General features: G+C 48.1%; 24 protein-coding genes. 10 read left to right on the top strand and 14 right to left on the bottom strand.

Annotation, left to right across the window (positions count from 1 at the left end; genetic code table 11):
• Nucleotides 1–18: 18 nt before the first annotated feature.
• The 3 genes from Q5L94_RS09200 to Q5L94_RS09190 all read left to right on the top strand — a co-directional run bounded on the left by Q5L94_RS09200 (nt 19) and on the right by Q5L94_RS09190 (nt 1,441).
• A complete protein-coding gene (locus tag Q5L94_RS09200; RefSeq protein WP_317498147.1) occupies nt 19–750 on the top strand; it encodes a DsbA family protein in 732 nt (243 codons plus the stop codon).
• 128 nt (nt 751–878) lie between these two features.
• Entirely contained in the window at nt 879–1,124 is a 246-nt protein-coding gene (locus Q5L94_RS09195; RefSeq protein ID WP_317498146.1) for a type II toxin-antitoxin system CcdA family antitoxin, read from the top strand.
• Nucleotides 1,124–1,441: a CcdB family protein gene (locus Q5L94_RS09190; RefSeq protein WP_317498145.1), complete on the top strand. Its 318-nt coding sequence runs from the start codon at nt 1,124–1,126 to the stop codon at nt 1,439–1,441. Before Q5L94_RS09195 ends, Q5L94_RS09190 begins: the two co-directional genes overlap by 1 nt.
• Before the next feature lie 143 nt (nt 1,442–1,584).
• Here Q5L94_RS09190 and Q5L94_RS09185 read toward each other — a convergent pair whose 3' ends face one another.
• From Q5L94_RS09185 to Q5L94_RS09175, 3 genes are all read right to left on the bottom strand, one after another.
• Nucleotides 1,585–2,022: a hypothetical protein gene (locus Q5L94_RS09185; protein ID WP_317498144.1), complete on the bottom strand. Its 438-nt coding sequence runs from the start codon at nt 2,020–2,022 to the stop codon at nt 1,585–1,587.
• A 291-nt stretch (nt 2,023–2,313) separates the two neighbouring features.
• Nucleotides 2,314–3,054, bottom strand: coding sequence for a ferredoxin--NADP reductase (locus Q5L94_RS09180; RefSeq protein ID WP_317498143.1), 741 nt, complete (start codon nt 3,052–3,054; stop codon nt 2,314–2,316).
• Nucleotides 3,055–3,063: 9 nt separating this feature from the next.
• On the bottom strand, nt 3,064–3,309 hold the full coding sequence (locus tag Q5L94_RS09175) for an accessory factor UbiK family protein (RefSeq protein ID WP_317498142.1): 246 nt from the start codon (nt 3,307–3,309) through the stop codon (nt 3,064–3,066).
• Between the two features lie 110 nt (nt 3,310–3,419).
• Between Q5L94_RS09175 and rep the strand changes: the two genes are divergently transcribed.
• Nucleotides 3,420–5,429, top strand: a complete 2,010-nt coding sequence (gene rep, locus Q5L94_RS09170; protein ID WP_317498141.1) for a DNA helicase Rep — start codon at nt 3,420–3,422, stop codon at nt 5,427–5,429.
• 7 nt (nt 5,430–5,436) lie between these two features.
• Here the strand turns inward: rep and Q5L94_RS09165 are convergent, their stop codons facing one another.
• Complete coding sequence (locus Q5L94_RS09165) at nt 5,437–8,037, bottom strand: diguanylate cyclase domain-containing protein (protein WP_317498140.1); 2,601 nt, start codon at nt 8,035–8,037, stop codon at nt 5,437–5,439.
• 222 nt (nt 8,038–8,259) lie between these two features.
• The gene (locus Q5L94_RS09160) at nt 8,260–8,685 is read right to left on the bottom strand and encodes a cytochrome c5 family protein (RefSeq protein WP_317498139.1); all 426 of its coding nucleotides are present in this window, start codon (nt 8,683–8,685) and stop codon (nt 8,260–8,262) included.
• Nucleotides 8,686–8,769: 84 nt separating this feature from the next.
• Between Q5L94_RS09160 and dinB the strand changes: the two genes are divergently transcribed.
• The gene (gene dinB / locus Q5L94_RS09155; protein ID WP_317498138.1) at nt 8,770–9,840 is read left to right on the top strand and encodes a DNA polymerase IV; all 1,071 of its coding nucleotides are present in this window, start codon (nt 8,770–8,772) and stop codon (nt 9,838–9,840) included.
• On the opposite strand, the gene Q5L94_RS09150 is transcribed toward dinB, so the two are convergent.
• The 5 genes from Q5L94_RS09150 to Q5L94_RS09130 all read right to left on the bottom strand — a co-directional run bounded on the left by Q5L94_RS09150 (nt 9,837) and on the right by Q5L94_RS09130 (nt 16,957).
• Complete coding sequence (locus tag Q5L94_RS09150) at nt 9,837–10,271, bottom strand: DUF4399 domain-containing protein (RefSeq protein WP_317498137.1); 435 nt, start codon at nt 10,269–10,271, stop codon at nt 9,837–9,839. The genes dinB and Q5L94_RS09150 overlap by 4 nt on opposite strands.
• Nucleotides 10,272–10,297: 26 nt before the next feature.
• Nucleotides 10,298–12,190 carry a methyl-accepting chemotaxis protein gene (locus tag Q5L94_RS09145; protein ID WP_317498136.1) on the bottom strand — a complete coding sequence of 631 codons (1,893 nt, stop codon included), beginning with the start codon at nt 12,188–12,190 and terminating at the stop codon, nt 10,298–10,300.
• Nucleotides 12,191–12,254: 64 nt separating this feature from the next.
• Nucleotides 12,255–13,625, bottom strand: a complete 1,371-nt coding sequence (locus Q5L94_RS09140; RefSeq protein ID WP_317498135.1) for a TrkH family potassium uptake protein — start codon at nt 13,623–13,625, stop codon at nt 12,255–12,257.
• Nucleotides 13,622–14,284 carry a TrkA family potassium uptake protein gene (locus Q5L94_RS09135; RefSeq protein WP_317498134.1) on the bottom strand — a complete coding sequence of 221 codons (663 nt, stop codon included), beginning with the start codon at nt 14,282–14,284 and terminating at the stop codon, nt 13,622–13,624. Before Q5L94_RS09135 ends, Q5L94_RS09140 begins: the two co-directional genes overlap by 4 nt.
• A gap of 9 nt (nt 14,285–14,293) precedes the next feature.
• Nucleotides 14,294–16,957 (bottom strand): M14 family zinc carboxypeptidase, encoded by a 2,664-nt coding sequence (locus Q5L94_RS09130; RefSeq protein WP_317498133.1) that lies wholly within the window; start codon nt 16,955–16,957, stop codon nt 14,294–14,296.
• A 107-nt stretch (nt 16,958–17,064) separates the two neighbouring features.
• Between Q5L94_RS09130 and Q5L94_RS09125 the strand changes: the two genes are divergently transcribed.
• A complete protein-coding gene (locus Q5L94_RS09125; protein WP_317498132.1) occupies nt 17,065–18,255 on the top strand; it encodes a murein transglycosylase domain-containing protein in 1,191 nt (396 codons plus the stop codon).
• Here the strand turns inward: Q5L94_RS09125 and Q5L94_RS09120 are convergent.
• A complete protein-coding gene (locus Q5L94_RS09120) occupies nt 18,249–18,788 on the bottom strand; it encodes a hemerythrin domain-containing protein (protein ID WP_317498131.1) in 540 nt (179 codons plus the stop codon). The two genes, Q5L94_RS09125 and Q5L94_RS09120, sit on opposite strands and share 7 nt — an antisense overlap.
• A gap of 157 nt (nt 18,789–18,945) precedes the next feature.
• On the opposite strand from Q5L94_RS09120, the gene norR reads away from it, so the two are divergent.
• Nucleotides 18,946–20,490 (top strand): nitric oxide reductase transcriptional regulator NorR, encoded by a 1,545-nt coding sequence (gene norR / locus Q5L94_RS09115; RefSeq protein ID WP_317498130.1) that lies wholly within the window; start codon nt 18,946–18,948, stop codon nt 20,488–20,490.
• The gene (locus tag Q5L94_RS09110) at nt 20,487–20,879 is read left to right on the top strand and encodes a YbaN family protein (RefSeq protein ID WP_317498129.1); all 393 of its coding nucleotides are present in this window, start codon (nt 20,487–20,489) and stop codon (nt 20,877–20,879) included. The genes norR and Q5L94_RS09110 overlap by 4 nt, the downstream gene beginning before the upstream one ends.
• Here Q5L94_RS09110 and Q5L94_RS09105 read toward each other — a convergent pair.
• The 3 genes from Q5L94_RS09105 to Q5L94_RS09095 form a co-directional block, all read right to left on the bottom strand.
• Complete coding sequence (locus Q5L94_RS09105; protein WP_317498128.1) at nt 20,876–22,078, bottom strand: NnrS family protein; 1,203 nt, start codon at nt 22,076–22,078, stop codon at nt 20,876–20,878. The two genes, Q5L94_RS09110 and Q5L94_RS09105, sit on opposite strands and share 4 nt — an antisense overlap.
• 105 nt (nt 22,079–22,183) lie before the next feature.
• The gene (locus Q5L94_RS09100; protein WP_317498127.1) at nt 22,184–23,056 is read right to left on the bottom strand and encodes a U32 family peptidase; all 873 of its coding nucleotides are present in this window, start codon (nt 23,054–23,056) and stop codon (nt 22,184–22,186) included.
• Nucleotides 23,057–23,061: 5 nt separating this feature from the next.
• Complete coding sequence (locus Q5L94_RS09095; RefSeq protein WP_317498126.1) at nt 23,062–24,054, bottom strand: peptidase U32 family protein; 993 nt, start codon at nt 24,052–24,054, stop codon at nt 23,062–23,064.
• A gap of 90 nt (nt 24,055–24,144) precedes the next feature.
• Between Q5L94_RS09095 and Q5L94_RS09090 the strand changes: the two genes are divergently transcribed.
• Complete coding sequence (locus Q5L94_RS09090) at nt 24,145–24,642, top strand: SCP2 domain-containing protein (RefSeq protein WP_317498125.1); 498 nt, start codon at nt 24,145–24,147, stop codon at nt 24,640–24,642.
• Between the two features lie 34 nt (nt 24,643–24,676).
• Nucleotides 24,677–26,038 (top strand): oxygen-independent coproporphyrinogen III oxidase, encoded by a 1,362-nt coding sequence (hemN, locus tag Q5L94_RS09085; protein ID WP_317498124.1) that lies wholly within the window; start codon nt 24,677–24,679, stop codon nt 26,036–26,038.
• Nucleotides 26,039–26,436 lie beyond the last annotated feature (398 nt).

The following is a 26,436-nucleotide window of genomic DNA, read 5'->3' as shown; positions in this document are numbered from 1 at the left end:
TTTAAGTAGGAAAGTTGTATGAATTTTATCTATAAAACGTTTTTCATCGTTGCTTTTATCTTTAGCAGCAACGTATTTGCGCAAGATTTAAACCCACAACAAGAAGAAGATTTGGAAAAAGTCGAACAGCTATTGCGTGAGAATCCGGAGCTTATTCCAAACATTCACCGAGGCTTACAGCGCTTTTTAGAACAGCAAAGTGAGCAGAAAAACGCCTTCGCTAACCATCAGGAGTGGCTGTATCAGTCTGCTGCACATCCAATTTTAGGTGACAGAGATGCACCGCATAGAATCATTGTATTTACCGACTACAACTGTCCATTTTGCAAAAAGTTAGAACCCGGTCTGCATAAGCTCGTTGAGGAATACCCATCTATTCAGATCGTGAACATTTTTGTGCCTTTACGCCAACAGCAGGTTGATGGGCTCAAAACCAACTCAGCACTTTATGGGCTGAACCTGTGGCGCAATGACCCTAAGGCCTTTTTTGAAGCCCATAACCTAATGATGAAAAAGTCGGGCATGCATACCGCTGACTCACTGCAAAGCGTTGCGCAAGTCACGGGTACCGAGGCCTTTTTGTCACCGTCTAGTGAAAGCGAAGCGGTTATTCGCAAAAACATGTCGGCGTTTCGCGAACTAGGCTTTCGCGGCACACCGACCATTATCATTGGCCAGCAGGTAACTCCTGGTTACATCCCTTATGACAAGCTGGAAGAAATAGCGACAACACAGTTCAACCTGAATTAATCAGTGTTCATTACCAGCCTGGTATGAGCCTCAAGGATGAAGAGTTAACCATCTGAAATTAACTCTGTTATAATTCATGCGCATGGTTAATGCGCATGAATTACGCATTTTTAATAACAGGTGATAAAATGGCTGATTACACAACCGCTTCTGCTTCAAAGAAGCCGACCAATGTCAGTATTAACGCTGAACTTCTGGCAAAAGCAAAATCGCTTGACATCAATTTATCGGCGACACTTGAGTCTGCATTGAAGGAACAAATTCGTTTAAAAGAACAAGCGCAGTGGCTGAAAGAAAACTCTGACGCAATGGAGGCGTATAACCAATTTGTAGAGCGCAACGGAACATTCAGCGACAGCGTGCGAAAATTCTGATGGCTCAATTCACCGTCTATGCCAATAACAATACAACGACACGCACAACCTACCCCTATCTTATTGATGTGCAGAGTGATCTGCTGTCAGCCTTATCGACAACCTTAGTGATACCTTTGATACCCGCTGCGCTGGCTGAATCCTTTCAACTCACCAAGCTGAACCCGGATGTTACCGTTGAGGGAAAGACTTTCGCATTGATGACACAAGATATGGCCAGTGTTTCTAAAACTCAGCTCACTAACACAGTCGATGATCTATCCCACGACAGAGATAGAATCACAGCGGCTATCGACCTCCTATTTTTTGGAATATAACGAGAGTTACGAGCAGGCAAAAAGCCGAATGGAGAAATTTAAAGCCCAATTTCGTAGGAGCTAGCCTTAAAGCGTTGCTAAATCAGGCTATAGAGATAATGAAGAAAGAACAGTTAGAGCCTCGATACATAAATTTACTCGTATTACGCGAGGTTTTTCAATATATTCACAATAGTCTGGGTATTTTCGATACTTTCTGTCATATTATGATTCTTTGCGAACTCAAGATGCCCCGTCCATCGCTCCAATTGATCAATCGGTTTATCCCGGTCAAGCTTTTTCCCTTCAGAAGACATTTGTGAAGGATCCAAGTGAAATGCCATTACAGCGGCCTCAGATGAGCTAATTATGCCCTTAGACTCAAGGTGATGCGCCAGGTCGGCCATTTCATTAGGAGACATAGCACGAGCATTAAATTTTCCTTTAAGTTCATCATACACTTCGCTCAATTTGGAGCCTTCAGAGCTTAATTCAACCTCATTATTAACGTCAGTAGCGGTATTACCCTGCTGGTTGTCTTTAGCAGGCAATTTATCCGAAGTTAATGAAGATAGAAAATGTTCAGTCCTTGATACAATCATAAATCCGCCAACGCTTTTGTCGTCAAAGTTACTATGCTTTATGAATTAACGAGCAAATTACGCGCCAGGTTTGAGTCAAACTTAATAAATTTTCTTATCCGCCAGTAAATATTCAAATGGATAACGAGTTAGCAACTAACGAGCTTAAGAGAGAGAATACAAAGCACACCCGTTTTTTCAAAACTTCAGGGTAAAATTATTGGCGGCACCAATAAACCAAGCGGTGGTTTGCCGTTTTTGAGGCAAACATTTGCCGCCCAAAAAATCTTGAAAACGTTTCAAATATAACCATTACCAGTAATTTTCAGAGGTCACATTACCAGGCTTACGGCGGGTGTTTTTGGCAAGCCCCAATTCAGCCAACGCGGCACGTGACTCTTTTATCATATCCGGGTTACCGCAAAGCATGACTTGTGCGCTGGTGTCTAACGGCGTGTCAAGTGCGTTGCTTAAATGTCCTGAGTTGATCAGTTCAGGAATGCGCGCAGAGAGAGCTCCGGGAATGTTTTCACGGGTAATCACCGGTTGATAGCCTAACTGCCCGGGGTATTCTTGTTGCCACTGCTCTATTTGCCCCTGATAAACCAGGTCTTCTGCCACACGAACACCGTGCACCAGGTTGATGCGTTTAAATCGTTCCCATGGCTTTTCGGTTCTCAGCATGGAAATAAACGGGCCAATGCCGGTTCCGGTAGAAAGCATCCACAAGCTGCCGCCTTCCGGTACTTCGTCCAGCGTGAAAAAGCCACCGGCGGGCTGGGTAATATCCACGCTGTCACCCGGCTGCAACTGAGCTAACTTGGTACTGACCTCGCCACCTTCCACTTCGGCAATGACAAAGTCCAGTATGGCTTCACCCGGTGCACTGGCCAGCGAGTAGGCGCGCAGCAATTGCTCGCCCCCCACATTCAAACCTAAACGGACAAACTGTCCGGCCTTAAAATCAAAAGGCTCGGCCACAACTCTTAAACTGAAAACGCCAGAACTCCAACGGTAATTCTCGACAACTTTTCCACTAATCCATTGGATCATACGTCTGACTTAGTCCTTGCTTTGGTTCTTGGTCGCTTCCAGCTCTTTTTCCAACAGTTCAACACGCTCACGTAAGCGCAGTAACATTTGCTGCTGTACGTCCAGCTCTTCGCGGGTGACTAAATCCAGTTTCGACAGCTGTGATTGCAGTGTTTGCTTAACCCGCTGCTCCATGTTTCCGGCCAGTTCTTTCACGCCGGCAGGCATGCTGTCGTTAATTTGGCGAGCAATATTTTCTATTGTTTTGTTGTCCATAAGTCTCTCTTTGTGTAAATCGTTGCTTATGCGTTTAGCTTAGCAGGAGATTCAGGTAAAATCCGAGCTTCTTATCAGCTTTTTCACGAATCAGGAACTCCGCGGCGCCCATGCTGAACGATCGCCAGAACCAGGCTGTACATTACATCCAAGGCCCTTTATTGGTGCTTGCCGGTGCCGGTAGTGGCAAAACCCGGGTAATAACCGAGAAAATCGCGTACCTGATCCGCCAGCAAATTTATACCGCCCGGCAAATTGGTGCAGTGACTTTTACCAATAAAGCCGCCAAAGAGATGAAAGAGCGTATTGCGCAAACCTTGCCGAAAGCGCAGCTGCGCGGTTTAACCGTGTGCACCTTTCATACTCTGGGACTGAATATTATTCGTCGGGAACTCAGCACCCTGGGGTTTAAGCCCGGTTTTTCATTGTTTGACGACCAGGACACCTACGCCCTGCTTAACGCCCTGACTGAAGATGTATTTGAGGGCGACAAAGCGCTGATTCAAGCCTGTCAGCACCAGATAGGCCACTGGAAAAACGCCATGCTGTCGCCGGAGTTGGCTCTACAAAAAGCCGGGAACGATCAGGAAAAGGCCTTTGCTCAGGTTTATCAGCAATACCAGAATAACCTGAGCGCCTGTAATGCCGTGGACTTTGATGACTTGATCCGCCTGCCAACGCAGTTACTGGCGACCAACGAGAACGCCCGCGCGCGTTGGCAGAAAAAGTTTCAGTACCTATTGGTGGACGAGTATCAGGACACCAACACCAGTCAATACCAACTGGTCAAGTTACTGGTGGGCGAACGCGCCCGTTTTACCGTGGTGGGCGACGATGACCAGTCCATTTACTCCTGGCGTGGCGCGCAGCCAAAGAACCTCGCTTTGTTAAAACAGGATTTCCCACAACTGGACGTGGTTAAGCTGGAGCAAAACTATCGCTCGCACGGGCGTATTCTGAAAGCCGCGAACATTTTGATTGAAAACAACCCGCACGTATTTGAGAAAAAGCTGTTCTCGGAAATGCAATACGGCGAGCCGATAAGCGTTATTTTTGGTCGTAACGAAGAGCATGAAGCGGAACGCGTGGTTGCCGAAATTGTAAAACAACGGTTCCTTCGCAAAACGCCGTATCATCACTTTGCCATTTTATACCGGGGTAATCACCAGTCGCGTCTGTTTGAAAAAGCCCTGATGAACAACCGCATCCCGTATAAAATTACCGGTGGCCAGTCATTTTTTGCCCGCGCGGAAGTCAAAGACATTATGGCGTACCTGCGTCTGCTGGTGAACCCAACCGACGACACCGCGTTTCTGCGCATTATTAATACCCCGCGACGCGGCATTGGCCCACAAACCGTTGAGCGTATTGGCCGCTTGTCGCAGGAGTTAGGCTGTAGCTTATTTGAAGCCTGTCAGTCGCCCCATTTAAAAACGCAGCTTAGCACCGGTGTGTTTCAGCATGTGGACGTGTTCCGGAACATGATAGATACCCTGGCCCGCCGCGCCGATCATCAGGAAGACGCCAGTGACGCGGTAAAACAACTGCTGAGCGAAATTGGCTACGAAGACTGGTTGTTTGAGCAAAGCCCCAGCGCGAAAGCTGCCGAAATGCGGATTAAAAACGTTTACGAACTCCACCGCTGGGTATCGGACATGCTAACAGGCGACGCCGAACATGACCCCATGGAATTGAATCAGGTGGTCAGTCGCTTGTCGCTGCGCGATATGATGTCCCGTAACGAAGACGACGAGCAGTTTGAACAGGTGCAGCTAATGACGTTGCATGCCTCTAAAGGTCTCGAGTTTCCACAAGTGTTTTTAGTGGGCATGGAAGAAGGCCTGCTGCCGCACCAAAGCAGTATTGATGAAAACAATATTGAGGAAGAGCGTCGCCTGGCTTACGTCGGCATTACCCGCGCCCAGCATAAGTTAGTCTTTACTATGGCTAAGGAGCGCCGTCAGTTTGGAGAAAAAACGGAGCCACAACCCAGCCGCTTTTTGCTGGAATTACCGCAGGACGATTTAGAATGGGAACATCGCAAGCAAAAATCTGACGAGGAACGCGAAGAGCAACGAAGTCAGGGTCTGGAAATGTTGAAAAACGCACTGAAAAAGTAGCGCACAACTAAGCTGATACGGAAGAGGTGTCGTCGTCTTTGGCTACAGTGCCTTCATAGTTTTCGTCAATGAAGCTGCCTTGCCCTATCTTAACACCTTGCTTTTCCACATCATTTTTTTGCGTTTCAGTTTCCAGTCCATCGGCATAAACAGCAATATCGAGCTCATGACACAAGGTCACAATGTGTTTTAACATAGCTTGCGCCCGGTTATTACTGCTCAGCCGGGCAATGTAATGATGATCCAGTTTAAGTATGGTAAACGGAAAGTTATACAGGAACTGAAGCGGCCCGGAGCCACTGCCAAAGTTGTCTATAACCAGCTTAAAGCCAAATTCGGAAAGCCGTCTCAAACTGGCCAGTACCCGGCGGCCGTCTCGGACCAAGTCGGTTTCATCAAATTCCAGTGCGATACTCTCTGGTTTAACGCCGCTTTCCGTCACGATATTCACCAGCTCATTCAAGTGACTGGTTTTCAATAAATGACGCACAGATAAATTCAGGTGCAGCATAGTGTCGGCGCTGACGTTATTTTCAACAAGCCACTGGCAGGCTGCTCGTAAAGCAAAGCGGTCAAGTTTCACAATAAGGCCGGTGCGCTCGGCCAGAGGTAACAACTCTTCACTGTTAAAGCTGTAGCGCGGGTCTTCCCACACCAATTTAGCTTCTATGGCTTTGACCTCGCCTGAGGTTAAATTCACTATTGGCTGAAAACTGACAGCGAAATCTTTCTCAACTTTAGCATGGCGCAGTGCCGTTTCTTTACGAACACTGTCCACCAGATTTTCGTGCATGCTGTCATCAAATAATACATAGCGTCCACGCCCCATACCCTTAGCCTGGTACATGGCGGCATCTGCGTCGCGCAACAGCCGTTCAGCCGAATCGGTCTCTTCCAGACACTCGGCAATACCGATACTGGCGCCGGAGTAATGCTCCTGTCCATTCAGATGGAAAGGCTCACTCATTTGCTGGATCATGCGCTTGGCAACGTCTTTGGCGTCATCAATACTGGTAATGGTATCCAGCAGAATAACGAATTCATCACCACCTAAGCGCGCCACCATGTCATTGTCACGTACGCAGTCACCAATACGCTTGCTAACTTCCAGCAAGAACTCATCGCCGGCAGAGTGCCCGAGCGTGTCATTTATATTTTTAAAGCGGTCAAGGTCAACAAATAGCACCGCAAAATGGTGCTCAGGGTGCCGTCGTTTATGCGCCACAGCCTGCTGCAAACGTTCATTGAACAATATGCGGTTAGGCAGGCCGGTCAGATTATCGTGGTGCGCTGCGTGGAATAAGCTGGATTCGGTTTTTTTCCGTCGTTCTATTTCGGACACCAGCTCTTCGGTACGCTCCGCCACTTTCTTTTCGAGGAACTGGTTTACGCGTTGTATTTCTTCGGCTGAACGTTTTCTGTCAATAGCCACGGCAACATGCTGTGAAACAAAGTTCAGCAGTTCTAAATCATCGCTATGGTATAAAAAGTCGCCGTCGTAGGTCTGAACCGCAATAACCCCAAACACCTGCCCGTTCATCATTAACGGGCTACCGAGCCATTGCTTAGCCAGTTTCATACCACCGTAACCTAGCTCTATTTCGTTTTTCTTCAGCAGCTTTTGACGCACCGGAGCGTCGATAAAGGCCGGTTCACGCATTTTAATAACGTATTCGGTTAGGCCTTTGCCGACTCGTCGGCGTTCGGCTTTAGCGCCTGTTTCATCCACATGGTAAGGAAAATGTATAAACTTTTTATCGTCTGATAAAAGCGCGACAAAGAAGTTGTCGGCGTGAATCAATTTACCGATTTGTCTGTGCAACTGACGATAAAAGGCATTCATATCGTCAGAGGTATTGGTCAGTTCGGAAATAGCAAAAAGCACCGAGGTTTGCTGCTCGGCCCTTTCACGAATGGTAATCTCGCTCATTAAGCTTTCATTCGCGTGGCGTAATTCGGCTGTCTGGTGTTCTATTTCACTTTGCATTAAGTCGCGCTGCCTTAATCGCTCTAAGGCATTCACCACGTGTTGCGATACAAAGGTGAGCAAATCTTCATCTGAGGTGTCATAACGAACGTTGGCACTGTAGCTCTGCACCACCATAACACCTATGGTCACGTCACCACGTTTTAACGGAACACCTAACCAGTCCTGATGCTCTGCCCCTAAACCTTCTATTTCGGCGTTATCAATTAAGCGCTGATACACTTCCGGAGGGCAAAGCAAAGACTGCCCTTTTCGCAGAACATAACCCGTTAAGCCTTTACTGAGCTGATCAATCGGAATGCGTTCGAATATGGTGTCTTGGTCAATTTCGTCAACAAAATAGACAAAGTCAACCAGTTCCTCCTGAGGTTCATAAAGGCAGATGTAAAAGTTGCGGGCGTACATCAGCTCACCGATGATTTCATGCAGAGACTGATAAAAGTTATCCATTTCGCGCGCAGAAGCCGCCAGTTCCGAGATTCGAAACAGCGCTTTTTGTACGACTTCAGCAGACCGGTACTTTTGGGTCAACCCCTTTAGACGGGCGATGACCTTATGCAAGCGTTCATTTTCAGTTTTTATAATCTGAAGCTGTTCCTCGCTATCCGTACAGTCTGTCATTCAGGTTCACCCTTAGACACTGACACTCCTTGCCGCGAAATACATTTAATTAACACTTGTTGTTTTTACTAACAGTCGTACAGTATAGACTGGTGTCAAAAAATAGAAAAGATTTGGTTAAAAATTAATTAGCGAGGGAAGTTACTAGGAAAAATTAACGTCGATTGACACAAAAAAAAGACCACCGAGTGGTGGCCTTTTTTACTGCAATTGCTGACGCAACTAAATTTCTTCAGTCATGTAATCAATTGCTGCTTGAATTTCTTCTTCTGAGCAGTCGCTACAGGTTCCTTTAGGCGGCATGGCATTAAAGCCTTCAACTGCGTGCTTCAATACCGTTTCCATGCCCTGGTCTAAACGTGGTTGCCAGTCGGCAGCGTTGTTCATTTTTGGAGCTCCCATAACACCGCTGGTATGGCAGGCTGTACAGTACTTATCATAAACTTGCTGGCCTGAACGCGGTCCGCTGCTTTCTTCAGCGGCACTGCTTTCACCAGCCACATAGTGCTTACCTAAAGGCTTAATACGCTCAGCGATCGCTTCACGGGACATATCATCCTGCACTGATGCTGCACTGATAGTTAGCGCAAACAGCATTGAAATGGTGCCTAAAACGCTCTTAACGAAAAATGAATTCATAGCTTTCACTGGTTTCTCCTACAAATGGCTGGTGTTCTTGCACGCCCAGTTAGTGAATGCGATTATAACCCCAAATGTGCAAAGGATAAACACTTGGCTGAAATTGCTCGCAAAATAGCTTTGCTGGATTTGGATGCGTTCTTTGCTTCGGCAGAAGAATTACGCGATCCAAGCCTGAAAACACGCCCTTTTGCTGTCGGCGGCGGTGGGGAACGGGGGGTTGTTGCAACGGCAAATTATCTGGCTCGTCAGTTTGGGGTTAAAAGTGCGATGCCGGGTAGTCATGCCCGCCGTTTGTGCCCGCAATTAACCTTTATACGACCCGACGGCAACTACTACCGCGAACTGTCCAATAAGGTTCTGGATATTCTGCATGAACTCACACCCCGCATTGAACCGGCTTCTATCGACGAGTTTTATCTGGACTTAACTCATTTGGAAGGCTTTAAAGGCAGCGCAACTTTGGCCATGAATTTTGTTCGTGACCAAATTAAAACGCTGGGAATAACCGGCTCTGCCGGCATTTCTAATCAGAAAATGGTGGCCAAAATTGCCAGCGAAGAGCGCAAACCCGATGGTCAGTTTGTGGTTCGTCCGGCGGAAGTTATGGACTACATTGCGACATTAAACCTCAAACAAATTCCCGGTGTCGGACCCAAAAGTCAGCAAGTGCTCACTAACTATGGGCTCTCTACAGGAAAAGATATCCAGAATATCGAACTGCAGCAATTGCAGGCCATTCTTGGTGATAAAGCCGGGTATGTTCTATTTGAGCGCTGCCATGGCCGGGACCGCCGCGAAGTTGTTACAGAGCGTATTCGCAAAAGTGTCGGAGTTGAACAAACCTTAGCAACGGATATGCGACTGGAATCGACAGCTCAGGCTTATGTTCAGGACAATTTATTACCGAAACTGCGTCAACGAATGAAAATCACTCACTGGCGTGAGCAGCCCATTCGTAGCCAGACACTAAAGCTGAAATTCTCGGACTTCACACAAACAACGGTCTCCCGCAGTTCTCAGTTTATTTCACCCAGCCTGTTTTATCAGTTATTAGATGAAGCCTGGCAGCGTGGAAAAGGGAAAGGGGTAAGGCTGTTGGGGATCAGTGCAACATTGCCTGACCCCAACGAGCAGTTACAACTCGAACTTGAGCTGGATTAGTCGTCTGTCACTGTAATAGTGATTTTTTCTGACACCACGGCCGGATTATGCGGTACGTGGTTCTTATCACCTAAGATAATTTGTAGCGTGTGTTCACCCGGCTCTAGAGTCACGGTAGTTTCTGTCTGACCACCACCAAAGTGAGTCACGTCGCCGCCCATAGGCTTGTCCATGGCTGGCAGTTCGTCTTTATCAATCATCAAATGGTGATGTCCGGTATTCTCCACATCGACACCAGCAGGCGCTACGCCCATACCGCTTAAGCCAAACTTCACTTTAAAGGTTTTACCAACCACTTCCCCGTTTTGCGGAGAAATAATATAAGCCTGGGCTTGCTCTGATGCTTCTGTACGTTCTACTGCCTGAGCCGTTGTTGCCAGAACAGGTCCGCCAAGTAGTGCTATGGCGCCAATCATCCATGCTTTGTTCATAGGTTTGCTCCAATAGTTGATTTCGATCAATTCAGTTTAAACTGTGTCACCAATTGTTCCAAGCGTTCAAAGGCCGTATTCAGCTCGCGACAAGCCTGCTTGGTATTATTTAGATTGTCGACACTCTGATCGTTCATACTGCTAATATCCATAATGTCACGATCAAGCGTTTGGATCACTGAAGTCTGCTGTTCTGTTGCCGAGGCCACTGAGTGGTTCACGTCATCAATAGTTACAATAATAGCGTTAATTTCAGACATGTGCTCAGCAGACTCTTCCGCGCTTAACACACAGGCACTGCTTATTTCCTGACTTTCCTGAATAACCTGGACAACACTGCGCGTGCCGGCTCGAACCCGCTCTATCATTGTCTCTATTTCGCCTGCCGACGACGAAGTCCGCTGAGCCAGGCTGCGCACTTCATCCGCTACCACCGCAAAACCGCGACCGGCTTCCCCTGCTCGTGCCGCTTCAATAGCCGCATTTAGAGCCAGCAAGTTGGTCTGCTCAGTAATGCCTTTAATAACCTCAATGATCTTACCAATGTTCTGTGTGTCCTCATCCAGGGTATGAATTGCCTGGCTGGAGGCATCCATACGTTCAGACAAGTGCTGAATTTGTTGTCGGTTGTGTTGCAAAGAATCTCTGGCAGATGACGCTTTTTCGGTACCAGAGCTTGCCTGCTCAGAGGCTTTTGCAGCATTCTCGGCAATTTCATTAGCACTCGCGCCCAGTTCATTGACTGCCGTTGCAACAGAGCTGGCTTTTCCGGCCTGTTCACTGCCAATTTCCATTGAATCGTCACTTGCCTTAACCATGCTGCGAATATTGCCTTCCACTTGTTGTGCGGCCGCATTCACTTCCAGCAAGGCTTGCTGGATTTTCTCAATAAACTCGTTCATACGGCGTGAAACAAGACCAAACTCGTCACTGGACTCAACCGGCAGCCGCTGCGTTAAGTCACCCTCTCCGCGGGCCATATCAGTTACGGCCTCATTTAAGCGACGCAAAGGTTTAAGCAATAAGCGCAACAACCAAGTTAATGACACCACGACTGCCACAATGCCAATAACCAAGTAGACAATGGCGGTCCAGGCAAAGGATGACACGTTGCTGTAGGCCTGTTCGCGGTCAATTACCACTCCCAGATACCATTCAACTCCCTGAATACCTTTTATTTTATGGAATGACACCAGGCGGTCCGCTCCATCAATACGGTATTCGGAAAAATCAGAATTTAAAGCAACTGGCTGCCCGGCGTAATCGTTCACGGACTTTTCAATCCAGTCTTTGTTGGGGTGTGCCAGAATATTTCGATCACCGCTTACTAAGAAGGCATAACCCAGCCCCATAAAATCGATGTCGTTAACAATGTCAGAAATCTCATCCAGCATCATATCGCCACCGGCAACTCCCACCAGCCGACCATCTCGACGCATGGGCACCACCGCAGTAATAGTCAATTCATTGGTGGTAACGTCAATATAAGGTGCGGTATAGGTTGGCTGCCCCTCATCAACCGCCAGTTGGTACCAGGGGCGGCTGCGGGCATCGTAATCGTCCGGCAGGTCGATGCTGGGGTCATCGAGCAGAAAAGTACCGTCGAGCAGACCGTAATACACATTTTTAAACTTACCAGCGGCTTTTGACTGTTGAACCCGCTCTAAAGCACGATCTGTAGAATCATCAACACGGTAAGCATCGGCGGTTGCCTGAACAATGCTCATGCGGTCATTAAACCACTGCGAAATATTGTTTGATACTGAGTCAGACAAAGCCTGCATTTGATGCTGCAAATTACTGCGGGTTTGATTCGACATCTGCAAAAAGTTGGTCAGCGTGAAGACCCCCAGCACGAGTACCAGTATCAATGACGCAACAATAATAACCTTTTGCGTGAACTTTAATTTATTCAGCATCTTCGGAGCTTCTCTTGTTATTGTTTTTTAATCAGTATTTTAAAATTACTCTGTACTTAGCAAACTACCCCACCTGCACTTCGGTTTTCGGATAGCGAACCCTTTTTCGGTGTGGAGTTGTTAAAAAGTACACTAAAGTCAGCGGCCCTACTCGTCCGGCAAACATCAGAATAATGACTAAAACCTGGCTCACTTCAGTTAACTCGCCCGTTATTCCCCGTGACAACCCGACCGTCGCCAATGCCGATAAAACTTCGAAGCTTACATCTATAAACGGCAGCGGATTCAAAATCATTAGAAAAAAGATGCCGAGAAACGCCATTAGTAGCGTAATCATTGAAACCGCCAGAGCTTTCATCACCATTTGCTGTTCAATACTACGCTGCATAAGTGTCACGTGCTGTCTGCGCCGCAGAAACGCGTAAGTTGCCATCATCAAAACAATGAAAGTACCTAGCTTAATACCGCCGCCCGTACTCATTGAGCCACCACCAATAAACATTAGCAACATAACGTACATTGAGGTTGGTTCGCGCAGCTGTCCAATATCGACCGTATTGAAGCCCGCGGTTCGTGGCGTTGTCGCCTGAAACCAGGAGGCTAAAGTCTGCTGTAATGTTGATAAAGACCCCAGGGTGTTGGGGTTACTATGCTCCAATAACCAAAAGATAAAGGCAGAAAGAATATTAATTAAAAGAGTGGCTATAAGAATACTGCGTGTATATACCGAAAACTGATTCCAGCGTCGCTTCTCGAATATGTTCATCAATACTGAAAAACCTAAGCCGCCGACAATAAACATGAACGTGACAACTAAGTTCACGGGAATACTGCCAACGTAGTCACTTAAGCTGTTTGCAGATAGGGCAAAACCCGCGTTATTAAAAGCTGATATTGAATAAAAAGCGGCCTCACCTAGCGCTCCCCAAAAACCAAACTCACCCCACCAGGTTAACGTCAAAACTACGGTTCCCAGAAGCTCAACAATTAATGCCAGGTAGAAAACGGTTCTGGCAGTCTTAGCAATATTTTTTAAACTGGTCTGCTGCATTGCCTCCCTTGCTACGAGCTGATAGCTAATGCCAATGTTTCCGCCCATAGACATAACCGCCAGAATGGCGAATGTCATAAAACCAATACCGCCAGTCTGAATCAACATTGCAATAACGGTAAGTCCGAAGGGGGTATAAGCCTGACCGGTATCGACCACCACCAATCCTGTTACCGTGACCGCCGATGCCGCTGTAAACAAACTTTCTAGCCAGGTAATAGGTTCAACCGTCGCAAAAGGGAGTTTTAGTAATAAGGCACCGAACAAAATTAAGACAAAGAAGCCGCCGGCAAGAACAACCGGCGGGCCTACTTTAAGCTTTTTATGCCGACTCCTTCTGGCTCTGGTGTACGCCATAAAAAAAGAGGGTAACCATTGCTTCATGACTCTTCGACCAACTTCGGTGCAATTGATTTCAGCGCTTTTAAGCTACCCGCCATAACCAGCGTTTCATGGCCTTCTATGGTTGTTTCCGGGCTCGGTGTAGCCGTTACTTCGTCCCGTTTTTTTAATAACAGCAAATGGAAGTTATCGGTGTTATCGGGCAAGATGTCGTTGAGTGTTTTGCCTTCAAGATTTTCGCCTAATGCGATTTCGACACAAAACCAATTGTGCCCAAGCGACATGTACTCATTGACCATGGGGTAATTCAGAGCCTGAGCAACTCTTATGCCCATTTCTTCTTCCGGGTGAATAATGCGACTTACCCCAAGTTTTGACAAAATTTGGTGATGCGACTTAGACGTGGCCTTTGCCCATATGGTTTTCACACCAATGGTTTTTAAGTGCAGTACACACAACAAACTGGCCTGTAAATCCTCACCAATAGCAACCAGAACCACATCGCAATTCGATAAGTCGAGCTCCTTCAGTGCTTTCTCGTCGGTAACATCGCAAATTGCCGAGTGCGTGAGCTGATCCGCAAGTTCTTCAACCAGCTTCTCGTCTGCATCAACGCCAATAACTTCATGACCTAGCTCTAATAGCTCCAACGATGTCCGGGCACCGAAACGGCCCAGACCAATAATTCCAAACTGTGCCATGTCACACTCCTATTGTGCTTTTGCCGGTGCCAGGAACAAGGCGTTCATCAGCAAGGTATTTAAGCCGTCCATATAGGCACGGTACGTGGGTTCCTGAGTAAAGCTGATAATCATGCCTTTACCGCTTGGCTGCCACATTAACAGCGGTTTGTAAGGTAATTGCTGAGCTATATCGTCCCACAAAAAGCCACTGGCTAACAGGCTATCCGCGCCAGCAAACCACGCAATGTTGCGACCGTGATCAATATCAATGGGGGTAAATACGTCGTTACCGTTATAAATACTCACAACCTGCGGTTTAACACCGGCGCTTAACCAGTGGTCTGTATCTACTTCGGTATTTAGCAAAGCACCCGGCACCCAGTCGGGGTCAGCGCCGTGCGGTTTTATTTCCGTTAAGAACTGCTCGCGGCTTTCAATCACTTTACCGTCTACTTTAATTTCTTCATCAGGCTCAGTAACACCTTCTTCCGGCACTTTGCGTTCCAGTTGAGTATTAAGCAGACCGGTCTCAACCGCCCAGGCAGAGGCGCTGCCTAAGGTCAGCAACACACCTCCGTCCTGTACCCACTGTTGGATCTTCTCAACGGTTTTGTCGTTAAATACGCCGGAGTATGCGCCTTGCGGTAATATCAAAACATCCAGACCATTAAGATCATTTTGCAATAACTGCATGGTACGAATAGCTGTTACCGGGTACCCCATCTGTCGTTCAATCACAAAGCGGGTATGCCCGGCACTGTAGGGGCTAACCGGCTCATCCCAGGCAATAGCTATGTTCGGTGCTTCAAGTTTGCTTACGTTATGCGAACCAAAGTTAGGACCTTCAGTCATCCAGCTTGTATCAACGCCTTCAACGGTTGCGCCTGACGCCTCAGCGAGCTTTTGTAATTTGGCCTGAAAGTCATCGGAGTTGTCAGCGCGGGTTAAAATCAATGAGCCACTAGGGAATTCACCGGCACTCTCGTGGGTGAAGGCTAATTCGCTTTGGCGAATTTCCAGCCCTTCGCGCAACGCCGCAGTAAGAAAACGTCCTGCGTTCATGTCACCCCAGCGAACCAAAAAAGCCACTTTGGCGTCCGGGTTAGTCACTTTGCCAGGCTCAATACGACCTTCTTCTACAAAGGCTGTGGCGACGTCAGGTAAATCATCACAGGTGTGGCTGTCGACATTGAACATTAACGGCAGTGACCAGCCGGTTACGTCGTAAATTTGATCCGGCAGGTTATTGTTACGGCGCTGCTCCTGCTCTGCCAGAAAGTCATCCGCCATATCCACCTGTTTATCCATTAAGGTACGTATCATGCGGTGTGCGGGCTGTGCCATATCAATGATATAAGCGCCAGCTTCATAATCAGTACCGCACACGCCAAACGCCTTTTCCGCCAGCTTCACTTCCGCGCCCTGTTCAACGAGTAATGAGGCCAGTTTACGTGCGGCAGCCGGGTCATCCTGGGCGGGCAGAATAATAGAACGGACATCACCGTCTTCGCCTGCTTCGACCGCTGACTTGCGGTACTCCCAGAACTTCTGCAATAAGGCTTCGCGGCGTTCGGAAACTGTCTGAATAGTCGAGATAGACGCTATAAAATGCTGCTGAACACCGTCGGCGTAGGTCAGTACGTCACCGTCTGCACGGTCAAATAAATGCCCGCGCGCCGAAGCCATTTCGTAGGTCATTGCTACCGAGCCCTGATACAGCGGCCAACTGGCACCGTACCCCGGATAAAAAGCATCGAAAATTTCGCGGGTAAAATAATCAAAGCCCTTTTCGTCGAACCACTGGCCGTTATTTTTACCAATCCAGTTCAGCGTTTCGCGTTGTGACTCGGTAATCAGTGGGTTATATGGACGAGCCTCGGGTGTGAAATAGTAAGTGGAGTCGCCACCCATTTCGTGCAGGTCAACAAACACCAGCGGATAGTATTTTAGTAAGGCATCAATTTGCCCACTAATTTCGGGCTGAGTCAGCGCAATCCAGTCACGGTTCATATCAAACAGATAATGGTTCGTGCGCCCGTTTGGCCAGGGCTCGTTGTGCTCCGCACTGCGGCGATCGCCAGAGTGCTCAAGCCCAACACTCATGTAGTAACGATCCACGAAGCGGGCACGTCCGTCCGGGTTTTGCAGTGGATCAATAAACACCATGGTGTTATCTAACCAGCGTTGGGTCTGCTCACGCTGGTCATGCAGTAAATGATAGGCCGTCATCATTGCCGCTTCAGGGGAAGAAATTTCATTGCCGTGAACGCCATAGGACAGCCAGATGCTACCGGGCAATTCGTCAATTAGCTGCTCAGCTTCGTCACTATCAGTTTTACGTGGGTCGGCTAAGGCCTGCATGCCCTGCATAAAGCTGTCAAAGTCGGCTATGTTCTTTTCACTGGAGATAACCGCATAATAAAGCGTACGCCCTTCCCAGCTTTTACCGTACTCAAGCAACTTTACTTGTTTGGGGTAAGCCTGCTGCAATGCTTCAAAATAGCGGCTCATATCCGCCGGGCTGGTAATCTTGGTGCCCATGGGGTAACCCAAAACCTGCTCTACGGTAACTTCTGAATTACTGTAGTTTGCTTCGGGGAGTAACGAACTCTCGCCCGAGAGTTGTTGTGCTTGAGTCGGCATGACCAACCATGAGGCGGCTATCAGCGCCGCAAATTTGAGACTGCGCATCTTCATTCCTGTTGTTTTATGCACTTTTTAACTGTGCTTAGGGTTTCTTTTTATGCCTCTCTAATGTAAAAGCTTGAACAAGGGAAGTGAAGCTCAATTTAGGCACTATGAATAAAAAGACTCAATTAACCACGCTGCTGGCGGCTATAGCCACAACGCTAATTTTGGCAGGATGCCAAATAACACCTGATAACGTAAAACGCGTGGTCAATTCCGGCGTGCTTAGCGGTAACGACCCAACCGCTGTGGTGGAATCTATGGCGCGTGAGCGTTTGCACAGCTATCGCAGCAACCCGCAACAGCTTATTAGCGACATTGAGGATTTACGCGAGGCCTTGCGCGACTTGCGCGCCGTTGCTGAAGCCATTTGGGGCGATGAGGAAAACACAGTTCCCAGTGAGAAGAAGTACGTTAAATACAGCGATAACTTTCATGCCAAAGCCGTTGTCGATTTTGAGCAGGGCCTGCTGACAGTTGCGACATTGCATGACAGCAATGATCCGGCCAAAACCCGGGAACAACTCAAAGCCGCTATTGTGCGTACGTTGTTAACGCCAACCGACCTCACCGCGGTTGATATTTTTACCGATAAAGAGCCTGAGCAAACGGGAAAACCGTTTTTGCGCGGGCAAGTTGTTGACCAGGACAATGTGGTCGTCGAATACGAATGGCGGGCGAATCGCTTTGCCGAGTATTTGGTGAAAAACCAGCTGCGCACCCGGCGCGCTAAAAACAATCAGGTGTATGAGGTTCAAATTGCTTTAGTCGACGAACACCAGGAGTTGCGCAAACACCAGTATGCCGACTACGTTATAGCCGCAGCGCGACGCTATAACCTTGAGCCTGAGCTTATTTATGCCATTATTGAAACCGAAAGTAGCTTTAATCCTTATGCGGTGAGCCACGCTAACGCTTACGGCTTAATGCAGGTAGTGGCATCGACCGCCGGACGTGACGTGTTTGAGCGTGTTCGTAAAATTCCCGGACAGCCCACGTCTCAACAATTGTTCGATCCGGCTCAGAACATTGATATTGGCAGTGCCTATTTGCACATTTTGAACACCCAGTACCTAAAAGGTGTGCAACATCCGCGCAGTCGCGAATACGCAATTGTTTCAGCGTACAACGGTGGCGCAGGTAATGTGCTGGAAACCTTTTCCTCCAACCGCAGCAACGCAGTTCAAATTATAAACCGAAGTCAGCCCGGCATTGTTTACCGGGACTTAACGTCTAAGCATCCGTTGTCGGAGAGCCGCCGATATTTAGAAAAGGTGATGTACTTTAAGCAGGGTTACTGACACGAACCACAACAAAAGTCTTTACCGTGCTCAGGTGGCGATGCTTTCTTTTCGACAAAAAGCAGGTTGTTTTCCAGGTGAATATGCTCGTGCAAGTCATCCTGCAGCTCTTTTAAGCCTTTATAAAGAGCTGTCCAGGTACCACAGGCGCCTTCCGGCAACGTTAAGTTGTTGGTCAGTTCATCAATTCTATTAAGCTCCCCCTCATGCTGAACGTGTTCGCTTTCCATTACTGAAATTGGCCCGCCCGGATAAACACCACGTGACAGCAAAGGAAACAGAATTTGCTCTTCTTTTGTCATGTGGCTTTCCAGCTCCTGCATCAGATTATCCAGGTGTTCAGTCAGACCAACCGGGGCTTCGGGGTGATCACCATGAACGGCTTCAACGCGCATGGCCAATTGCTTTAACTCAGGAAGCTGTTCGCGATGGCGCTGATGAAAACGCAGATAAATATGCTCTATCAAATGCTTGGGTGAAGCGTCCTGCCATTGTTGCTCGGCAGTCTGTAAACGGTCATCGAAAGTACTCATGGTCACTCCTGTTTGCTAAATAAAGTTTCTTACTCCAGTAAGGATTGCAACAAACAGGCCAGCTCCTACCCCGTTAGGATTATTGACTCTCCGGGGTGCCGCGGTACTATCAACCCAACCAAGAAGGGTATTTTTAACCTGGGCAGTCAATTTAACCATGTTGCAAGAAAGTCTATTAGCAGACCTGCTTACCGAGCAGCCTGCAGCCGTTCGTTTACAAAATTTAGTCAACACCTTGCGCAGCCACTTTAACTGCGGCGCAGTGGTTTTATTAAAGCTGGATAATGAAGTGCTGCAACCGGTTGCTATTCAGGGACTGGTACGCGAAGCCCTGGGCCGCCGCTTCGTTGTGGCACAACATCCCCGGTTAGCAGCATTACTGGCTTCTCGTAACCCCGTGCGGTTTGAGCACGACTCTTCATTACCAGACCCTTACGACGGACTGCTCGCTGATCAGCCTGGTGATGCGCTACCCGTTCACGACTGCATGGGTATGAGTTTGTATCTGGAGAATAAGTGTTGGGGCGTGCTGACGTTAGACGCCCTGCATCCCGGAACCTTTACCGACAACTCAATGATTGAATTGCAAAAGTTTAGCTTGTTCGTTGAGACCGCCGTTCGCATTGGCCAGCTGGAGCAAAACGTCAGGGCTCTGCGACAAGGCCAGCAGCGCACCATGCCAAAATCCGGAACCACAGAAAGAAACGAATCGGAAATTATCGGGCACAGCAAAGCCATTGAAAGTGTACTCAAAGAACTGCGGGTAGTTGCCAGTGCCGATTTGCCCGTGTTGCTGCTGGGCGAGACCGGTGTCGGTAAAGAGCTGTTTGCCCGTGAACTGCACTTGCTCTCGCAACGCAGCGACAAACCCCTTATTTATGTGAACTGTGCGGCTCTGCCGGAGTCACTTGCAGAAAGCGAGCTTTTTGGTCACGTAAAAGGGGCGTTTTCCGGGGCAACCAGCGATCGTTCAGGACGCTTTGAAGTCGCTCACGGCGGCACGCTGTTTCTGGATGAAGTTGGCGAGCTGCCCTTATCCATACAGGCCAAGTTACTGCGAGTACTGCAAAATGGTGAAATTCAGCGTTTAGGCTCTGACAAATACCGAAAAGTAGATGTTCGCCTTATAGCAGCCACCAACCGCAACCTGCGCCAGCAAGTCAGTAATGAAACTTTCCGTGCTGATTTATACCACCGCCTTTCGGTTTATCCTTTGCCAATTCCGCCATTACGCGAGCGCGGTGACGATGTGTCTATTCTGGCCGGGCATTTTCTCGAGCTAAACCGGGCTCGTCTGGGGTTGCGGGCTTTGCGCTTATCGCCGGAGGCTGAGCTTGCTATACAACAATACCAGTGGCCGGGTAATGTGCGTGAACTGGAACATGTTATAAGCCGGGCCGCTATTAAGCTACTGAGCCACGGAGTGGAAAAAACCGATATTGCCACTATTGAACCCGACATGCTGGATCTGGATGTGCAACTGCCTTTGTCAGCCACCGCCGACTCTGGAAAAAACTCCGCAGGAACCAACTTACCTCCGGCTAACGTGTCGATGAAAGAAGCGGTAAATTATACTCAGCGTAAGATGATAGAAGCGGCTTTGAGCCGTCATAACAACAGCTGGAGCCAGGCCGCTAAAGACCTGCAGCTGGATGCCAGTAACCTGCACAAAATGGCCAGCCGATTAGGAATGAAGTCGTGACGCGGGAGCTGTTAATTCGGTTATTGTGGCGCGCTCTGGCGCTATTTTTTGTATTGCTTGGACTTATTGGCATTGCCCTGCCGGTAATGCCCACAGTACCTTTTCTCATTGCTGCATTGTGGGCTGCTAGTAAAGGCTGGCCCCGGCTTGAAGCCTGGCTGCTTAACCACCCTAAATACGGCCCGGACATAAAAGCCTGGCGCGAACACCGGGTCATTAAACGCCGCTCTAAGATAATCGCCTTAGTCATGATGGCAACCGGGTACCTGGTGCTATGGTTATTTGTTCCGCAGGTTCCGGTGTGGTTAAAAGCAATTGTCGGGGTTGTTCTGGTTGTGGTCGGGTGCTGGCTGGCTACGCGCCCCGACCACTCTCCGCAAGAGACTTAACCTGCGTTACCGTCGGCGCGGGGGGTTGTCAGCACCTTAAAATGAACCACAACATAAATACCATAAGCCATTGTCCAGGCTATAGCGCTAAACATTAACCACTGGCTGGCTAAATCAGGAACCAGCCACATTATGAAGACCCGGGTTAAAGCGGCTATTAACACCAGTAGAAATGCGCCGGTCATTATCAGTTTTGGTTGCAACGGACGCCCACTATGACCCAACGAAACGCGCGCTATCATACTTAGGATCATATTTCCCATAGCTCCGGCGGTTAAGGCATGCAGCGCAACACTCTGAGTCAGGTCAAAGCCCGCGTAACGCAATGCAAATAAGGCCAGCCCAACCGGAATAAACCAGTAAGCTAAATGCAATGACCAAAGCAGCGGTACTCTCCAGGTTATCCAGATTTTCCAGCGCGCAACTCTTACACCGGTAGCCACAGCTGAAACACCAAATAAAACGACCATTATCTGGTTAGGTAACAGCGTGTGCAGATTCAGAAAGTGCACAGCAAAGATAAGCCACAAGCTGCCTAAGGCGATGCGATCAAGCCAGACAATTGGCGTTACTTTGGGCGTTTGAGTACCGTTGGCAGTAAACATTGGCAGCACTCGTCCGCCAATAATAGCCATTAACAAGGTCACCAGAAATACTGCGTTGTAAGCACCAAGCACCTGAATATGATAGTGACCAAAGTGTAAGCCGTAGTGCATAAGCAAGTTGCACACCGTCAGCAACAGCAAAATGGGCACAAAGAATAAATTCCGGGTCTGATTTACTTTTAACACCATACGCCCGAACAGCAACGCGGCAACAGGTAAGAGGCTGACATCCACGCCTGCAACCAACCACCACGGCAGTTCACCGCCCAACAGCAACATTAACCTGGCGGCTGCCCATAAAACGGTCAGAATAAGCAGAGTTTTGCCATGTGGTGCCCTAAGTCCGGTCCAGTTCTGCACCGCAGTTAATAAAAAACCCAGGACTATGGCAATAACAAAGCCAAATATCATTTCATGGCTGTGCCAGAACATGATGTTGCCGTATACAGGCAAACTGAGCTTTCCACCAAGTGCTAACCCCCACAGCAGCATCGCTACGGCACTGAACCCTGCACCCAAAAGGAACAGAGGCCGAAACGCCTGCCGCAGAATAGGAGTTAACTGCTCTTCTTTTTGTCTGTCTGTGATTTGCATCACTGTCACCGCTTATTAATAAAAGATACATTTTTAATATACCTTTTATTTTGACGAAGATCGACGCTCTACCACTAAAAGTCAGTTAATACCTATTTAGAGATTCTAGCCTGTCGCTAGCCCCGCCAGTTGCAACCAATAGCCATTGTTCTCTTTGCTCGTCAGGGTCACGGGGTGTTCCCCATTGATATTAGTGCGGAAGCGTTGTAGCCAGTCGAAAGTCCCCTCGGGTTGCGGACTGATACGCACAATATCGACCAGGCCATTCATACCCGGTAGCTGGTTTATCAAGTTATAGCGTGTACCCGATTGCGTCTGAATACCATTAAGTACAAACACCTGCTGACCTTCCTGGCTTTTCACTTCCCGGCCTTCCGGGTATTTTATGCAACACAGCTCGCACCGATCTTTCGGGCGGTTCTCCGAGCGGGCAGTAAAGCAGCGACCAGACCAGGCCAAAGGTATATGACCAAAGGAGAAAACTTCCACTTCAAAGCAGTCCCTCACGGTGTCAATAAGGTTGTGCTGTAAGACGTCCTGCAGCCAGTCGCGGGAAAGTTCAAATGGAACCACCCAGCGGGTCATGCCCATATCAATAAGACGGCGCAGGCTCTGGTGATTATAAATATTAATGGCCGGCCCGGCGGTAAAGTTCAGCCCCTGCTCCTGCAATAAGTTAATAGCGCTGACATCATTGGCTTCGACATCAAACTCGCCATTATCGCAATATTTACCCAGCTCCCGGAGCTCCGCAGGAGCTTCCAACAAGGTCATTGTCGACAGCGTTACTTTTTTCCCGGCTTCTCTTAGCATGTGCGCTATCGCCAGATAGTCATCCAGCTTTAACTCACGACGCTTACTGCAAACGGTTTCGCCCAGATACACATGGTCAACATCTGATTCCGCGGCTTGCTGGTAAAAATCAAAAACTTGCTGTTTCGGCCAAAAATACAGAATAGGTCCTAATGAAAACTTCATGTTGGTTACTTCCATTTCCGGTGGTACGCGCCGAGCGTCGTTTGACTGCCCTCAGAGAGTGATGACAGAACTGAGTTCCAGTTATCCACTACTTCAAAGTTGTCGGGATCTGCCATGACCGTATCGATAGCCTGACGCCACACCCGGGTAATTTGCGCCACATAAGCCGGGCTGCGCTGCCGACCTTCAATTTTCAACGAAGCAATGCCTTCTTTATAAAGTTGCGGCAACAAGCTTAAAGTGTTCAGGCTGGTGGGTTCTTCCAGCACATTGTAGATTTCATCATCAACCGAGAAACGCCCCTTGCACAAGGTGGGATAACCGGCCTTCTCGTTTTCATCAAAACGGTCGATAAGCACACCGTTAAGTCGAGATTCCAGTTTGTTGTCCTGTTCGTCCCACTCGACAAAAGCTGCAGGCGAGCAGGCACCTGCTGTATTGGGTGACTCACCGGTCAGATAAGAACTTAAGTAGCAACGCCCTTCCGCCATAATGCAGAGGCTACCAAAAGCAAATACCTCCAGCTCGACATCCGTCGTACGCGCCAGTGCCCGCACCTGCTGCATAGACAGCACTCGGGGCAAGACCACCCGCGACACGCCAAACTGCTGGTAGAATCGAATGGCTCCGGCGTTGGTTGCAGAGGCCTGTACCGATAAATGCCGTTCTACTTTCGGGTATCTTTCGGCGGCGTAAGCCAATACAGCTAAGTCAGCGATAATCAGCACGTCGGCACCCGCCAGCACAGCATCATCAACCGCCTGACGCCATTTCTCCCAACTGTTGGCATGCGCGAAGGTATTAATGGCAACGTGCAGTTTACGCCCATGCTTGTGTACATAGTCCGCTGCTTCCGATAGCTTCATCTGGTTTAAATTTAAACCTGCAAAATGACGCGCATTGGTTTCATCTTTTAGTCCCACATAGACCGCATCGGCACCATTTTCTATAGCCGCTTTTAATGCAGGGATACTTCCGGCCGGACACAGCAATTCCATTTAAAACCTCTATTTAATATTTTGTAGCGCACTAATTATTAATTCATTATAGTGCTCGAAATTTTATTTTTGTTGCAAACGGAGAAAAACATGAATACCACCAACTGGGTATCTTCTATACCTAAATTAATTCGCCCAATAAATAAATTAATTCCGTCTCAATTTATTAACTTTGGATCTGAAAAGTTATTAAACCTTTTATTTAAGGAAGAAATTTCTTCAGGAGAGCTTAATTTTATTTCCGGAAACATAATAGAGATAAAGGTCAAAGACATTGATTTATCTCTATTTTTGACGTTAAAAGGAAATCAACTGAAATCCCTTAAGGGCCTAGCAGAAGCCGATGTAAAGCTTTCAGCAGACGCTGACGCACTGCTTTTACTGATTTACGGAAAGGTTGACCCCGACACATTATTCTTTAATCGAAAACTAATGGTGAAAGGCAATACCGAATTAGGGTTACATTTAAAAAACTTCTTAGACACTATTGAGGTAAATCAAAAGCTACCAAGGGCCTTATATTTAATAGGAGAGCGCTTTAGTGATTTTATTTATAAAGAAAAAGGTGAAACAATACAGATAAGTTAATTAAATAGTTTTTGGCTGGGGTCAAGAGGTGGTTATGAGTACAGTTACCTGGGATAAAGAGTTAATAGAAAAATACAATATTAATGGGCCTCGTTATACGTCTTATCCCACAGCGTTAATGCTTTCCGAACAATTTTCAGAAAGCCGCATAGAAGCCGCGCTGAAAAACGCAAATGACGGACTGTGTCTGTATTTGCACTTACCTTTCTGCCACAAGCTTTGCTATTACTGTGGTTGCAATAAAGTTGTTACCCGCCACCAGCATAAAGCCGATAAGTACCTGGATTATCTCGCCCGCGAAATGGCGATGTATCAGCCTATGGTAAAGGACAAGAAGATCCGCCAGATTCACTTAGGCGGTGGCACCCCGACCTTTTTGACCGAACAGCAACTGACCCGCCTAATGGAACTGGTTCATCAGCATTTTACCTTCGCGGATAATCCTGAGGTCAGCATAGAGATTGACCCACGCAGCTGCAGCGACGAAAAGCTTCGCCATTTACGCGATTTAGGTTTTAACCGTGTAAGTTATGGGGTACAGGACTTCGACAAGAAAGTTCAAATTGCGATCAATCGCGTACAGGATATTGAGCTTATTGCGCATCAGCTAAAACTCAGTAAAGAATTAGGCTTTGAGTCAATTAACTTAGACCTTATTTACGGCCTGCCTTACCAGCGCCCGGAAACCTTTAAGAAGTCTATTGAGCAAGTCATTGAAATGGATCCCGATCGCATTTCGGTGTTTAGCTACGCCCATTTACCCCAGCGTTTCGCCGGGCAGAAAAAAATACCGGAAGAATCCATTCCACAGCCGTCGGTTAAGCTGAGTCTGCTGGAACAAGCCATTACACAACTGAACGACGCCGGTTATCAGTTTATCGGCATGGACCATTTTGCAAAAAAAGACGATGGCCTTGCCATAGCTCAGCGCGAAGGCCGCTTGCAGCGTAACTTCCAGGGCTACACCACCGACGGTCAGGACGCACTGCTGGGCTTAGGTGTATCATCCATTAGCCAGGTAAACGGTGTGCTGTGGCAACACGAAAAAGAGCTTCCTGCCTACTACAAAATGATAGATAACGGACAAAAACCCATTATAAAAAGCATGGCGTTAAACGATGAAGATAAGCTGCGTGCCGCATTAATTTCTCAGGTTATTTGCCATTTCGAGCTTGATATAGAAGCTTTTAAAGCAGAATGGGATCTCGAAGATTTTTGGGCACATTTCGCCGAAGCCATACCGCTACTAAAACCATTCATTGAAGACGGCTTAGTCGACGTCTCCGACAAAAAGCTCCGCGTCACCGACTTAGGTCGCCTCTGGGTTCGCAGCATCTGCGCCTGTTTCGACGAATACCTGGATCACGGCCAAAACCGCTACTCCAAAGTCGTTTAGCTGGCTGGGGGCGGTAACCCGGCCTCGGTTACGCTTGGAGAGCTGGTAAGAAAGACGCCGTGAACCCATCCCTGGGGGCTTGGGTGGCGCCATCCTTGGCGCCACACACTTTCTTACCAGCTCTCCGGCGCGTGCCGCGACCGGGTTACCTCTATCAGCTGACTTCGGAAAACAAACCTTAATAGCCGGCTGAACGACAATATCCGAAAAGCAAGAGCGCCGAAGAAGCCTCGGCAAAGCATAGGTTAGGGAAAGGACGTCGAGTGGTTGAGGTTTCCGGCTCAGAGAGTGTGTGGCGCCAAGGATGGCGCCACCCAAGCCTTACAGGGATGTACTTGCAGGCGTCTCTCTGAGCCGGAAACCTTAACCGCAAGAGAGTCCTTTCCCCCCCTCCCCGC

The sequence above is a fragment of the Idiomarina sp. Sol25 genome (genome assembly GCF_033052775.1).
Lineage (GTDB): Bacteria > Pseudomonadota > Gammaproteobacteria > Enterobacterales > Alteromonadaceae > Idiomarina.
Note: the sequence above shows the minus strand (reverse complement) of the source record. Positions and strands in the feature narration are given on the sequence as shown.